This window comes from Streptomyces sp. NPDC012466 (assembly GCF_042955215.1).
GTDB lineage: Bacteria > Actinomycetota > Actinomycetes > Streptomycetales > Streptomycetaceae > Streptomyces.
On record NZ_JBIBEQ010000001.1, the window covers coordinates 786881 to 800312 of the forward strand.

12 protein-coding genes are annotated in these 13432 nt (G+C 73.8%); 3 read left to right on the forward strand and 9 right to left on the reverse strand.

Going from position 1 to position 13432, the window contains the following annotated elements; genetic code table 11:
- Positions 1-18: 18 nt before the first annotated feature.
- The 4 genes from ACFY9E_RS03520 to ACFY9E_RS03535 all read right to left on the reverse strand — a co-directional run bounded on the left by ACFY9E_RS03520 (position 19) and on the right by ACFY9E_RS03535 (position 5566).
- Positions 19-1749: a hypothetical protein gene (locus tag ACFY9E_RS03520; protein WP_390980282.1), complete on the reverse strand. Its 1731-nt coding sequence runs from the start codon at positions 1747-1749 to the stop codon at positions 19-21.
- Between the two features lie 68 nt (positions 1750-1817).
- The gene (locus ACFY9E_RS03525) at positions 1818-2879 is read right to left on the reverse strand and encodes an AAA family ATPase (RefSeq protein ID WP_390978943.1); all 1062 of its coding nucleotides are present in this window, start codon (positions 2877-2879) and stop codon (positions 1818-1820) included.
- Positions 2880-2977: 98 nt separating this feature from the next.
- Positions 2978-5056, reverse strand: a complete 2079-nt coding sequence (locus ACFY9E_RS03530) for a phage holin family protein (RefSeq protein WP_390978945.1) — start codon at positions 5054-5056, stop codon at positions 2978-2980.
- Between the two features lie 108 nt (positions 5057-5164).
- On the reverse strand, positions 5165-5566 hold the full coding sequence (locus ACFY9E_RS03535; RefSeq protein ID WP_193503372.1) for a hypothetical protein: 402 nt from the start codon (positions 5564-5566) through the stop codon (positions 5165-5167).
- An 83-nt stretch (positions 5567-5649) separates the two neighbouring features.
- Here ACFY9E_RS03535 and ACFY9E_RS03540 point away from each other — a divergent pair, with 83 nt between their 5' ends.
- Together ACFY9E_RS03540 and ACFY9E_RS03545 are read left to right on the forward strand one after the other, a co-directional pair.
- A complete protein-coding gene (locus ACFY9E_RS03540; protein ID WP_390978947.1) occupies positions 5650-6423 on the forward strand; it encodes an MBL fold metallo-hydrolase in 774 nt (257 codons plus the stop codon).
- Entirely contained in the window at positions 6420-7070 is a 651-nt protein-coding gene (locus ACFY9E_RS03545) for a VTT domain-containing protein (RefSeq protein WP_390978949.1), read from the forward strand. The genes ACFY9E_RS03540 and ACFY9E_RS03545 overlap by 4 nt, the downstream gene beginning before the upstream one ends.
- 3 nt (positions 7071-7073) lie before the next feature.
- On the opposite strand, the gene ACFY9E_RS03550 is transcribed toward ACFY9E_RS03545, so the two are convergent.
- The 4 genes from ACFY9E_RS03550 to ACFY9E_RS03565 form a co-directional block, all read right to left on the reverse strand.
- Positions 7074-8135: an MBL fold metallo-hydrolase gene (locus ACFY9E_RS03550; RefSeq protein WP_390978951.1), complete on the reverse strand. Its 1062-nt coding sequence runs from the start codon at positions 8133-8135 to the stop codon at positions 7074-7076.
- A complete protein-coding gene (locus ACFY9E_RS03555) occupies positions 8132-9379 on the reverse strand; it encodes an aminotransferase class I/II-fold pyridoxal phosphate-dependent enzyme (RefSeq protein ID WP_390978953.1) in 1248 nt (415 codons plus the stop codon). The genes ACFY9E_RS03550 and ACFY9E_RS03555 overlap by 4 nt, the downstream gene beginning before the upstream one ends.
- Positions 9380-9601: 222 nt before the next feature.
- Positions 9602-10279 (reverse strand): hypothetical protein, encoded by a 678-nt coding sequence (locus ACFY9E_RS03560; protein ID WP_390978955.1) that lies wholly within the window; start codon positions 10277-10279, stop codon positions 9602-9604.
- Positions 10280-10405: 126 nt separating this feature from the next.
- Complete coding sequence (locus ACFY9E_RS03565; RefSeq protein ID WP_390978957.1) at positions 10406-11203, reverse strand: SigB/SigF/SigG family RNA polymerase sigma factor; 798 nt, start codon at positions 11201-11203, stop codon at positions 10406-10408.
- 234 nt (positions 11204-11437) lie between these two features.
- Between ACFY9E_RS03565 and ACFY9E_RS03570 the strand changes: the two genes are divergently transcribed.
- The gene (locus ACFY9E_RS03570; protein WP_390978959.1) at positions 11438-13231 is read left to right on the forward strand and encodes a thiamine pyrophosphate-requiring protein; all 1794 of its coding nucleotides are present in this window, start codon (positions 11438-11440) and stop codon (positions 13229-13231) included.
- Here ACFY9E_RS03570 and ACFY9E_RS03575 read toward each other — a convergent pair.
- On the reverse strand, positions 13185-13370 hold the full coding sequence (locus ACFY9E_RS03575) for a hypothetical protein (protein ID WP_390978961.1): 186 nt from the start codon (positions 13368-13370) through the stop codon (positions 13185-13187). The genes ACFY9E_RS03570 and ACFY9E_RS03575 overlap by 47 nt on opposite strands.
- Positions 13371-13432 lie beyond the last annotated feature (62 nt).

A 13432-nucleotide genomic window follows, 5' to 3' on the forward strand; every position in this document is an offset into this window, starting at 1 on the left:
ATCCGATCACACTACGGCTCAACTCACGCGGAAGACCGGTCCTCTGGCGCTGAACGGCAGCCGTGCTCCCTGCGGAATCAGGTACGCGTGCTCGCGCCGCACCCGCAGGACGTCGCACCAGCCGTCGGTGATGATCAGCACGGGCGCGCCGGGCGGGAAGTCGTCGGCGCGGTGCAGCAGGTCGATGCCGGGCTGCAGGACGGTGCCGCCGCGGCCGTGCACACGGACCCGGCCGGCGATCTCGGTGACGGGCAGGTAGCCGGCGTCGTGCGGGGCCGCGTCGCAGAACACGACCCGGGCGGCCGGTACGTCCCGGGCTCCGGCGTAGGAGGCGATGGCGCCCAGTGCCTTGCCGAGCAGGACGCGGTTCATGGAGCCGGAGGTGTCCAGGACCACGCCGAAGGTGCAGCGGGCGATCTCCTCGGGCGGGAAGTACCGTCCGGCGCGCGGGATGCCGGGGGTGGCCGCCTGGCGCCGCGACGGGCGGGCGTAGGACCGCACGGGCCGGGGGCTGGGCACGAACTCGTCGAACCAGCGGGCGAGTCGCGCGTCCCAGGGCAGCGGCGGATGGCTGAGCGCGCGGATCTCCTCGACCAGGCCGCCGGGCAGGAACCCGCGCTCCTGGCGCTGGTGGAGGTCGAGGCCCTGGGCGAGGCCGCGGCGGTAGAAGGCGTCGAGGTCGACGTAGTCACGGGGCGGGCCGAGCGGGCCGCCGAGGATGTCCCCGACGCCCTTGCCGCGCAGTGTGGCCAGCCGGCGTGCGCGGCGCAGGTCGCCGGCGATGCGGTCGTAGACCTCCTCGGCGGACAGGCCCGCGAGGTCCGGGTCGAACAGCAGCCCCTCGGGCATGGTGCCGACCTGCATCTCCTTCAGCCAGCCGTTGACGACGTAGTCGCAGGCGACGTTGAAGAGGTACGGGTCGCGGGTGCCGCAGCGGTCGCCGTGCCGCAGGGCGGCGTGCAGCATCTCGTGGGCGAGGACGAACCGCCACTCCTCGTCGTCGAGGCGGCGCAGCGGATTGACGTAGATCTCGGCCGCCTCGGCGTCGACCGCCGCGACGCCGATGCCGTGGGCGCGGGCGAGTTCGGCGTCGGCGATCAGCTTGATGCCGGAGGCGATGCCGCCGAGCAGCGGGTACGAGGAGATGAACCAGCTCAGCGCCCGCTCCCAGGGGCGCCGCCGGGGGGCGTCGCCGTCCAGGCTGTCGCGACGGCCGCCCGCCATGTCCATCGCGGCGGACACGGTCCGGGTCAGGGCGGTCGCGAAGGCCAGCTGCCAGTCGGGCGGCTGGGACCAGCCCACCCACGGCACCAGCACCTGGTCGGGCTCGTCGCCCGCCGTGCCGCAGCGCTCGTACACGGCGGGCAGTCCGTCGCGGCGCCAGCGGGTGGCGAGCTGCTCCTCGTCGCCGTCCGGGTAGGAGGCGGGCAGGTGCTCGGGGGTCTCGCCGATGGTGAAGCCGAGCAGGAAGCGGTTGACGACGACGCAGCGGGCCGCGAGGTCGTGGCGGTCGGGCTGGACGCGTTCGCCCTTGGCCGCCGGGACGTGCCCGAAGCCCAGGTGCAGGACGGCGTGGGCGAGCGCCCAGGCCCAGGCGGCCGGTTCGGCCAGGCGCGAGGGGTGGGCGTGCAGATCGCCGTCGGAGTCGACGGCCACGAGTCCGTCACGGGGCGCGAAGCGGCACTCCTCGTGACGGCAGACGTCGAACTCCACCGCCGCGAGGGCGGGGTTGGCCTTCATCAGCCGCATCCCCTCGGCGAAGGCCTCGGCGGCGAGGTCCCGCTTCTTCTTCTCCCGCTCCTTGCCCCGGCCACGGCTCACCGGCGGGCCTCCACCAGCCGGGGCATGTCGCGTGCCGCCTCGACGAGGAACCAGGAGGGCAGTACGGGGTTGCCGTCGCTGTCGGAGGCGATGACGGTCTGGGCGACCTCGACGGAGATCTCCGCGAGCCGCACCAGCAGCGACTTGGCGCGGTAGGCGGTCTGCCGGCCGTTCGCGGACATGTGCTCCTTGCTCACGGGCAGTTCCTTGACCAGACGGCCGCGGAAGGACTCGGCGAGGTAGTAGAGCAGGTCACGGTCCTCCGGCCGGTTCGGCCAGGGGGCGTCGCCCTTGATGACGGCCTCGATGCCGAAACGGCTGCGGACGATCTTGACGTAGCCGCAGAAGGCGGTCGCGTGCGCCGGGGTCAGTGTGCCGTGCGCCAGGACCTTCAGGGTCTCCTCGTCGAGGTCCCGCCCGAAGGAGTGCAGGGCGTCGGAGAGCATGTGCCAGGAGCGGGGTGTGGAGAACGGCTCCTCGCTCTTCGGCGGCTTGGACCACAGGTGGTCGGGGCGGTCGGTGAGGTGGTCCACGATCCAGGGGTGGATGCCGTTGCCCGCGGCCCAGGTCAGCCAGTCCTTCGCGGAGGCCTCCAGGTGCACGTGCGCGAGGCGGTTGACGAGCGCGGAGGCGACGGGCCGGGCGAGCGCGTTGTCGGTGGCGCGGTTCCCGGCGCCGATGACGATCGAGCCCTCGGGCAGTTCGTAGCTGCCGATCCGGCGGTCCAGGATCAGCGAGTAGAACGCCTTCTGCACGTCCGGTGTGGCCGCGTTGAGCTCGTCCAGGAAGAGGCAGTACGGCTCGTCCCGGGCGATCGTCTCCGGCGGGCAGAACACCGAGCGGCCGTCGCGGATCTGCGGGACGCCGATGAGGTCCTCGGGGGCCAGCTGGGTGCCCAGCAGGCTCACGCACTCCAGGCCCAGCGACTCGGCGAAGTTCCGTACCAGGGAGGACTTCCCGATGCCGGGGGCGCCCCAGATGAAGACCGGCCGGACGGTGGCCAGGCCGAGCAGCAGGTCGGGGATGCGGGCGGGCGTGACGGTGACGGCTGCCTGCAAGGCGGCGACTCCTCGGGGCTGTTCGAAGGGGACGCGCAGATGTGCGGCGTCCGGTGCGAACAGTGTGTGCGGACGGCCCCGGTGGGCGCAGCCGATTTTCAGGCGGCGCGGTCCTCCACGGTGGCCTCCAGCGGCACCTGCGGTCCGCTCGACTCGCGCAGCCAGCGCCGCAGCACCCGGTGCACGTGCTCGGCGCCCACGAGTTCCTCGCCCTCCGCGACCGGTGGGGAGACGCCGAGCGGCGACAGCAGGAAGGGTCTGCCCTGGGCGCCGCCCAGCCCGCCGTGGGAGCCGATCTGCTCCTCGAAGGCCAGGACTTCGCCGTCGGCCGGGTCGTGGATGGAGTTGACCATGATGTCGGCGGTGTGCGGGAACGCGTGCGTACGGCGGACCGCTTCGGCGGCGCCCGGCCCGAACGGGGCGAGCGGGCCCGGGTTGTCGTCGAGGTCGGCCAGCGGGATCTCGGCGCCGTACGCGCCGAGGACGACGCCGCCGTGCTTCTCGCTGCGGACCAGCAGGAAGCCGATGCCGGGGTGGTTGGCGAGGGTCGGCAGCAGCGCGGGGTGGCGGGCGTCGATCTCCTCCTTGCTCATCCGGTGCGTCACGTCCGGGAAGGAGACCAGGCCGAGGTTGCCGGAGGCCAGCACGATCGGCTCCTCGCTGCGTCCGGGGCGATGCTGCTCGCCGGCCTCCTCCACGGGGATGCGCAGCGCGGCGCGGACGGCGGCGCGGGCCTCCGCACCGCTGCGGGTGCGCTGCGCCTTGCGCGGTACGGGCAGGCCGCAGCCGGCCCGCACCAGGTCGCCGAGCGGGAGGCCGTAGCGGGAGCGGAAGGTCTCGCCGGGGCTCTGGCCGTGGTCGGACAGCACGACGATCCGGTAGGGGCGCGGGGCGTGCTCGGCGACGTTCTCGATCAGGGCGAGGGAGCGGTCGAGGCGTTCGAGGACCTTCTGCGCGTCGCGGCTCGCCGGGCCGGAGTGGTGGGCGACCTCGTCGTAGGCCACGAGGTCGGCGTAGACGGCGGTGCGGCCGACGAGCATGTCGCCCGTCACCGCGGCGACGACGACGTCCCGCTCGACGACGGTCGCGAAGGCCCGGACGAGGGGGTAGAGGCCGCCGCGGGCGACGCGGGGGCGCTGCTTGCGCAGGCGCGCCCGGGTGGACTGGCCGATCTCCCGGCCCACCTCGGCGACGAAGGAGAGCGCGGTGCGCACGGCGTTGGCCGGGTCGGAGAAGTAGGCGAAGTAGCCGTCGCGGGAGCGGTTCTCGCGGCTGCGGCGGCGGGCGGCGATGGACAGCACGAGGGCCTGCTGTTCGGCGCCGCCGCTGAAGAGGTTGCCGCGGCTGGCGCCGTCGACGGTGAGCAGCCCGCCGTGCCCCGCGTACGCGACGGCGCGGCGCTGGAGTTCCACAGCGCTGGTGGGGCGGTTGCAGACGACCACCTCACGGGTGTCCTTCTCGTACCAGCGGAAGGCGGGGACGTCGTGGTTGCTGCCGTGCAGGATGCCGAGCTGGCTGGCGCCGGTCTGGCTGGACCAGTCGGTGCGCCAGGGGGTGAGCCGGTGGGTGGGGCGGCCGCCGTCGCCTATGTCGAGCCAGCGGGCGACGGTGGGCATCAGGCCCTTGCCGACCGCGTCGAGCAGCGTGTCGTGACCGACGCCGTCCAGCTGGATGAAGACCGTGCCCGGGTCGGCGGGACAGGGCGGTCCGGACCGGCGGCGGCGACGGTCGGACAGGCGGTACAGCCTGCGGCGGTAGGCGTCGTCGTCCCGCACGGCCAGGGCGGCGCCGGTCGCGGAGGCCACGGCGGACATCACGGCGGCGACGACGACGGCGGTCTCCGGCGCCGCGGCGCCGCGCTCGGCCGGGTTGAGATGCAGGGCGAGCAGCAGCAGGGCGCCGTTGAGGAAGAACACCAGCAGCCCCAGCACGAGCGCCGGTACGAGGAGCAGGAGCCGGACGAGCAGCGGCCACACCACGGCCGACAGCAGACCGAAGGCGCCGGCGCCGAGGGCTGCGGTGACGGCGATGTCGGTCGCGCTGTCGCCGTTCTCCGAGCGGAGGCGGAAGTCCGGGAGGATCCCGGCGAGCACGAGCATGGTGAGGGTGGAGACCGCCCACACGGCGACGCTCCGCCCCACCTGACTGGCGATCCGCCGCCACCGAACGCCCCGCACGCCCCGTCACCTCACGTCCCTCGCCCACGACCGCCGCGGGCCCTCCCCGACAGTTTCCCAACGCCCGGTCGGGTCTTTTCGTCCCCGGGTCGCACCCGGTGAGAGACGTCAGCGCCCGTCGTAGCCGGCCGTCGGCATCGACAGCCGCCGGTGTACGCACGCCTTCATCGCGGCGTCGTACGCCGGTTCCGCATGCCCCACGGTCTCGACGCGTACACCCCTTCGCACACACTCGGCGGTGAACTCCTCGACGGAGGCGAGCGCGCTCTCCAGTACCCGGCGGCTGGGGGCGACGAACAGGTCGAGGCCGGGCCGGACGCCGTCCCACAGTGCGCCGTGGTCGGGCCGCAGCCCCCGGACGAGCAACTCCCGGCTGATCACGTAGCCCCGCTCGGCGGCCCAGCGGGCGCACATCGCGTGCTGGCTGCGGGAGTCGACGAGGAACGGATCGTCGTCCAGCTCCTCCAGCGGCGTCAGACTCGCGATCGCCGTGACCCGCACCGGCACCATGGCGTCCCCCTCACCTCCGGTTTCGCCGCCGACCCTACTCCTGCACGTAGGCTTCGGGGGAGTCGCGCGAAGGAGGCAAAGAAGTGCCGGTGGAGATCACCTGGTGGGGTCACGCCACTTGCACCGTCGAGGATTCGAACGTGCGCGTGCTCACGGATCCCCTGTTCGCACGCCGGCTCGCACACCTGCGCCGTCGGCGCGGGGCCCTGCCGGCCCCGGGCGCCCCGCACGCGGACGTGGCGCTGGTCTCCCATCTGCACGCCGACCATCTGCATGTGCCGTCGCTGATGCGACTCGCTCCGGGCACGCGCCTGCTCGTGCCCCGGGGCGCGCGCCGGGCGGTGCCCGGACTGCGCCGGCTCACGCACCTGCGGGTGAGCGAGGTGGCCCCCGGCGACGAGACCCCGGTCGGCGACCTCGTCGTACGGGCCGTGCCCGCGCTGCACGACGGGCGGCGGCTGCCGTTCGGGCCGCACCGCTCCCCCGCCCTCGGCTACGTCATATCCGGCGAGGCCCGGACGTACTTCGCGGGGGACACCGGCCTGTTCGAGGAAATGGCCAAGGAGGTCGGGCCGGTCGAGGTGGCGCTGCTGCCGGTGGGCGGCTGGGGGCCGTACCTCGGCGAGGGGCACCTGGACGCGGGCCGGGCGGCGCAGGCGCTGGAACGGCTGGCGCCGCGCAGTGCGGTGCCGGTGCACTACGGCACGTACTGGCCGATCGGCATGGACGCCGTGCGCCCCCACGAGTTCCACGCGCCGGGGGACGAGTTCGTCCGGCTGGCGGCCCGGCACGCGCCGGACGTGGCGGTGCACCGGCTCGGGCACGGGGAGAGCGTGCGCCTGGAGGGCGCGCGGTGAGCTGGTCCGCGCCCTGGGCGCTCGCGGCGTCGGCCGTCACACCGGCGTCCCTGGTATCGGAGTCCACGCAGCAGGCGATCGGGTATCCGACGCTCTTCCTGCTGGTGCTGGCCGGGGCGCTGGTGCCGGTGATTCCGACGGGGGCGCTGGTGAGTTCGGCGGCGGTGGTCGCCGTGCACCGGACGGCGCCGTTCTCCCTGGCGATGGTGTTCGTGACGGCGTCGCTGGCGGCGTTCCTGGGCGATGCGGCGCTGTACTGGCTGGGGCGGCGCGGCCTGAAGTCGAAGAACGGGTCGCGGTGGCTGGAGGCGCTCCGGTCGCGGGCGCCGGAGGACCGGCTCGAACAGGCGCAGGAGAAGCTCGCCGCGCACGGTGTCGCCGTACTGGTGCTGTCGCGGCTGGTGCCGGCGGGACGCATCCCGGTGATGCTGGCCTGTCTGCTGGCGGAGTGGCCGATACGGAGGTTCTCCCGGGGGAATCTGCCGGCGTGCCTGGCCTGGGCCGTGACGTATCAGCTCATCGGGATTCTCGGCGGGTCGCTGTTCGCCGAGCCGTGGCAGGGCGTGGTGGCGGCGATCGCGCTGACCGTGCTGATCAGCGTGGTGCCGACGGTGGTGCGGCGGGTGCGCAGCTCCCCGCGCTCCTGAGGGTCAGTCCCCGGACAGCACGCGGGAGGCGCCCACGGGCATGTCCCACAGGTTCTCCCGGGGCAGCCCCGCCTTCTCCCAGGCCGCTCGCACACGCGTCAGGGGCTCCATCACCGGCTCCGCCGACAGCACGAACGTCGCCCAGTGCATGGGGGCCATCCGGCTCGCGCCCAGGTCCTGGGCCGCGCGGACCGCCTCCTCCGGGTCGCAGTGGACGTCCCTGAGCCACCAGCGGGGGTCGTAGGCGCCGATGGGCAGCAGCGCCAGGTCGATGCCGGGGTAGCGGCGGCCGATGCGGGAGAACCAGTGCCCGTAGCCCGTGTCGCCCGCGAAGTAGACGCGTCGGCCGTCCCGGTCGGTGAGGACCCAGCCGCCCCACAGGCTGTGGCAGGTGTCGGTGAGGCTGCGCTTGGACCAGTGGTGGGAGGGGACGAAGTCGAAGCGGACACCGTCCAGTTCGGCCGCCTCCCACCAGTCGAGCTCCGTCACGCGTGTGAAGCGGCGGCGGTGGAACCAGCGGGCGAGCCCGGCCGGGACGAACACCGGGGTGTCGCGCGGGAGGCGGCGCAGGGTCGGGGCGTCCAGGTGGTCGTAGTGGTTGTGGCTGATGACGACGGCGTCGACGCGCGGCAGATCCTCCCAGGGGACGCCCACGGGGGTGATCCGGGCCGGGGTGCCGAGGATGCGGCGGGACCACACGGGGTCGGTGAGGACGGTCAGTCCGCCGATGCGCAGCACCCAACTGGCGTGCCCCGCCCAGGTGACGGCGACGGTGCGGGCGTCGACGCGGGGCAGCGGGGCCGGGGCGTAGGGCAGCCGGGGGATGTCGGCGAGGCCCTCCGGGCCCGGTCTCACCGCGCCCTCGCGGGCGAAGCGGGCCATGGCCTTCAGGCCCGGGAGCGGCGCGGTCAGCCGGTCGTGGAAGGTGCGCGGCCACACCCGCCGCTCGGCCAGCGGCCGGGGTTCGGCCAGGGGCGGGCAGGGGGGCGCGAGGGGCGACGGGAGCGCGGGTTCGTCGGCCTCCTGGGTGGTCGTGCTGGTGGTCGACTCGGACTGCTGCGTCATCGAGGAGGCTCCCATCGCTGAGCGTCGTCGCGGAGATCGTCGAAGACCGACTTCAGTTGGATCAACGCGCGGTGCACGTGCGGCAGTTCCAACGGCGTGGGTGAGGTGAGGCATGCCGCGCGTTCCGTGTCGGAACCGGCCACCAGTGCGCCGGTGGAAAGCCGCACGCGCGGGGCTTCGAGGTCGTCGCCGAAGCGGTGCCCGCCCGGGGCGGGCATACCGAGGCGCGCGGTGAGGAAGTCCTCCAGTTCCTGCGCGTCGCCGACGCCGTGCGCGCTCAGCGCGGGCCGCAGCGGGGCCAGGTCCACGTACAGGTGGCGGCCGGAGCGCGGGGGCCGGGCGAGGGCGCCCGCGGCGACCACGGCGGAGTGCGCCTCGGCGGCCAGGAGCGCGTGCAGGCGCGCGGTGCGCGCCACGCGCGCGCTGACCGGTTCCGGTTCGCCGAGGGCGTACGCGGCCGCCGCGGCGACGGGCGCGGCGACGCGGGCGTCGAGGGCGGTGAGGACGTCCAGCACGCGCGCGTGCAGGCCGTCACCGTCCTCGCCGGCCGGGAAGCGGGCCACGGCGGCCGGCCAGCCGGGCGGGAGCAGGGCGCCGGCCAGGTCGGTGAGGACGGTGACCCGGTCGGGCACCATCTCGGCGGGGCTGAGCAGCACGGTGTCCTGCGGGTCGTGCAGGGTGTCGCGCCAGGTCTCGTCGCTGACCAGGTGCAGGCCGGCCCCCTGGGCGGCCTCGACGGTCTCGTGGAGCAGTTCGGGCGGGGCGACGGTAGCCGTGGGGTCGTCGGCGACGGACAGCACGAGCAGCCGCGGGTCGCCGCCCTCGGCGCGGACCCGGCGCACGGTCTCCAGCAGCGCGTACGGGTCGGGAACGCCGCCGCTCTCCGGCGGGGTCGGCACCTGGAAGGCGGGGCGGCCCAGCAGGCGGGCGTACGGCGCCCACCAGGCGGCGCAGGGTCTCGGTACGAGGACGTCGCCACCGAGGGCGGCGGTCAGTGCGAGCAGCAGCCCGTGCGAGCCCGGGGCGGCGGCCACCCGGTCCGGGCGGCAGTGCAGTCCGCGCCGGTCCCAGTAGCCGCAGGCGGCTTCCCGCAGGGCCGGGCCGCCGCCGACCGGCTCGGGGTCGCCCCGGGACGCCGCTGCGGCGAGCACCGCGGACAGCTCGGGCAGGACGGGCAGTCCGTCCTCGGGGAGGGGCGGCCCGAACCGGACGGGGCCGTGACCTTCCGGGGCCGTCCGCCGCATCCGTACCTCCGCAGTGCCTGGTACCGCCGTGTCGTGTCGCCTTCGGCGCGTGCCCCGTCCGCTGCCCGGTGCTCCGCACGGTGCGGCTCGTGCCCTCGGCCACCGAGTACCCAGGGTGCCGCCGCCCCATGGGCGCCCGGCGGGGTCGTGACGGTCACAGCATGAGCGGGCCCGGGCCGGGGAATCCGGGTCCTTTCGAGGCTGTGGGACGGGCCGGGCGGGTCAGCGACAGGGATCGTGCTCCCGGTGGCGCAGCCGGTGCACGGCGGCTCCGAGCGCACCCGCGATCAGCACCCCGCCCGCGACCAGGGCCGGCACGGAGTCGGTGAAGGCACCGCCGTCCCCGGCCCGCACCCCGTGTTCGATCACCGCCGCGCCGCACTCGGTGGCGTGCGGTGCGCGGTGATGGGTGGGCTCGGGGCAGGGCTCGCGGGTGGGGTGGTGCGTGGGTTTGTGCGACGGCTCGTGGGGCCCCGAGCCGTGCGCCACGGTGAACGTCGCGCTCCACGGCTCGCCCTCGCCGCCGGGAGGGGCCGGGCAGGTGCCGTCGACGGTCCAGGCGGAGTCCTCGCCCTCGGCGTCCGGATCGCCCTCGAAGTTCTCGGCGGAGGCGATGCGGGCCGTGCCCCGGTAGGCCGGGCCGGACACCTCGTCGTCGTTGCCGGTGACCCGGCGCAGCGGCACCATGCCCTCGTCGAAGGCCTGCGAGGTGGCGTCGATGGTGTCGGGCGGCGGCCCGCCGGTCGGATCACAGCTGACCGAGACGGTGAGCGTGCCCCCGGGCTGGACGGTGGCGGGACTGACCTCGGCGGCCGGTTCGGCGAAGACCGCCGGCGCGAAGCCCACCAGGGCCGAACCGGCCAGGACGGCGACGGACAGGGCGTGCAGGCTGCGGCGCATCGAGGGGACTCCTTCGGTAGTCATACCCCTCTGCCATGACAGCCAGGCCGTCGGGCGGTCGCGCGCGGCGAGGCCCCATTGGCGGGACAGCGCCACTCGACCGGGTGAAAGTGGCGAAGCCCGGCGTCAGGCCACGTCGTCCCGCATGACCTGCTCCCGCACCCGGCCGCAGCACCGGCTGATCAGCCGGGACACGTGCATCTGCGAGATCCCCAGCTCCTCGGCGATCCGGCTCTGCGTCATGTCGTCGAAGAACCGCATGTACAGGATCGCCCGCTCCCGCTCCGGCAGCGCCGCCAGCCGGGCCTTCACGGACTCTCGGTCGACGACGGTGTCCAGCGCGGGGTCGGAGGACCCCAGCGCGTCGCCCAGGGAGTACCCGTCCTCGCTGCCGGACAGCTCCGCGTCCAGGGACAGTGCCGTGAAGCTCTCCAGCGCTTCCTGACCGGCCCGGACGTCCTCCTCGCTCAGGTTCGCGTGCTCGGCGATCTCGGCCACGGTGGGGCGGCGGCCCGAGATGGTCTGGGACAGGTCCTGGCCGGCGACACGCACGCGGTTGCGCAGGTCCTGGACGCGGCGGGGTACGTGCAGGGTCCACATGTGGTCCCGGAAGTGCCGCTTGATCTCGCCCGTGATGGTCGGCACGGCGTAGCTCTCGAAGGCGTGGCCGCGCTCGGGGTCGAACCGGTCGACGGCCTTGACCAGGCCGAGGGCCGCGACCTGGCGCAGGTCCTCGGAGCTCTCGCCGCGGCTGCGGAAGCGCCCGGCGAGGCGGTCCGCCATGGGCAGCCAGGCCTCGACGATCTCGTCGCGGAGCGCGTCGCGCTGCGGGCCGGCGGGTATCGAGGCGAGCCTGCGGAAGGCCTCGGCGGTGTCGGGGGCGTCGTGGTGGGGGTGCTGCTTCGCGCTGATTCGGGTCGGCATGACGTCGCATTCCCTAGAAAGTGCTCTGGGTCGGACGGTCACCGTGGAAGCGCATCCGCTGTCGGACGGGGCCTCGGTGCGGCGCGCGACGCCGCTCCCACGGGCGTGCCTCCTGTCCGAAGCACTGAGCTGCGCCTGCCCCCGGCCACCACACCCAAACCCGCGGGGTTTTCCGACGTCGCGCAGGGTGACTCGTACTGTCGGCTCTGTCCCCCTACGTCCGGGAGGTCGTACATGAGCACCAAGGTCGCCGACCATGTCCTGCAGAGGCTGCGCGAGTGGGGAGTGGAGCAGGTCTTCGGCTATCCCGGCGACGGCATCAACGGCCTGCTCGCCGCGTGGGGCAGGGCCGAGAACGAGCCGCGTTTCGTGCAGTCGCGGCACGAGGAGATGTCCGCGTTCCAGGCGGTCGGCTACGCCAAGTTCAGCGGCCGTCTCGGGGTGTGCGCCGCGACCTCGGGGCCGGGCGCGATCCATCTGCTGAACGGCCTGTACGACGCCAAACTGGACCATGTGCCGGTGCTGGCGATCGTCGGCCAGACGCACCGCACCGCGATGGGCGGCTCCTACCAGCAGGAAGTCGATCTGCACACGCTGTACAAGGACGTCGCCTCGGAGTTCGTGGAGACGGTGACGGTGCCCGAGCAACTGCCGAACGTGCTGGACCGGGCGATCCGCACCGCGTACGCGCGCCGCTGCCCGACCGCGGTCATCATCCCCGGCGATGTGCAGGAGCTCGACTACGCGCCGCCGACGCACGAGTTCAGGATGGTGCCCTCCAGCCTGGACCGCAGTGCGTGGACGGCCGTGCCGTCCGACGACTCGGTGCGGCGGGCCGCCGAGATCCTCAACTCCGGTGACAAGGTGGCGATCCTGGTCGGCCAGGGCGCGGCCGGAGCGCGGGCCGAGGTGGAGCGACTGGCCGAGCAGCTCGGCGCGGGGGTCGCCAAGGCGCTGCTCGGCAAGGACGTCCTCAGCGACGAACTGCCGTACGTCACCGGCTCGATCGGTCTGCTGGGCACCCGGCCGTCGTACGAGCTGATGCGGGACTGCGACACGCTGCTGACCATCGGGTCGTCGTTCCCGTACACCCAGTTCCTGCCGGAGTTCGGCAAGGCGCGGGGCGTGCAGATCGACATCGATCCGCACATGGTCGGGATGCGCTACCCGTACGAGGTGAACCTGGTCGGTGACGCCAGGGCCACCCTGGAGCGGCTGATCCCGCTGATCGAGGAGGGGCGCGGGCGCGAGTGGTACGACACCGTGTGCGACAACGTCGCGCGCTGGCGTGACGTGATGGAGCGCCGGGCGGGACTCGACGCCGATCCGGTCAACCCGGAGTACGTGGTCCGCGCGCTGGACCAGCTGCTGCCGGACAACGCGATCGTCACGTCCGACTCGGGTTCCACGGCCAACTGGTACGCGCGGCACGTGACCATGAAGCCGGGCATGCGCGGCTCGCTCTCCGGCACGCTGGCGACGATGGGCTGCGGGGTGCCGTATGTGATCGGCGCCAAGTTCGCGCACCCGGACCGGCCGGCGATCGCGCTGGTCGGGGACGGCGCGATGCAGATGAACGGGATGGCCGAGCTGATCACGGCGGCCAAGTACCGGCACCTGTGGGAGGACCCGCGGCTGGTGATCGCGGTGTTCAACAACCACGATCTGAATCAGGTCACCTGGGAGATGCGGGCCATGGAGGGCGCTCCGTCGTTCCTGCCCTCGCAGGAGCTTCCGGACGTGCAGTACGCCGCTTTCGCCCGGTCCCTGGGGCTGACCGGCATCCGGGTGGAGAAGCCGGAGGACGTGGAGGCGGCGTGGCGGACCGCGCTGGAGGCGGACGGTCCCGCGGTGCTGGAGTTCCTGACGGATCCGGCTGTCCCACCGATCCCGCCGCACGCCACCTGGGACCAGATGGAGGCGACCGCCGCGTCGATCCTGAAGGGCGACGCGGACCGGGGATCGATGGTCAAGCGGGGCTTCAGGGCGAAGGTGCAGGAGTTCCTGCCGGGGCGGGAGAAGCGGTAGCGGCCGCGGCGGCGGGGGGCACGCCGGCCGGTTCGCGCCGGCGGGCGTCCTCCTGCGGCAGCAGCAGCTCCTCGTAACGCCCCAGCACCAGCACCACTCCGAGCATGAGCAGCGGGATGAGCACAGCGAGCATCGCCATGACGTGTCCTTCCCCAGAGAGGTGTGGGGGGTGCGATCCGGGTCTCCCGCAGGGCTTGGCGC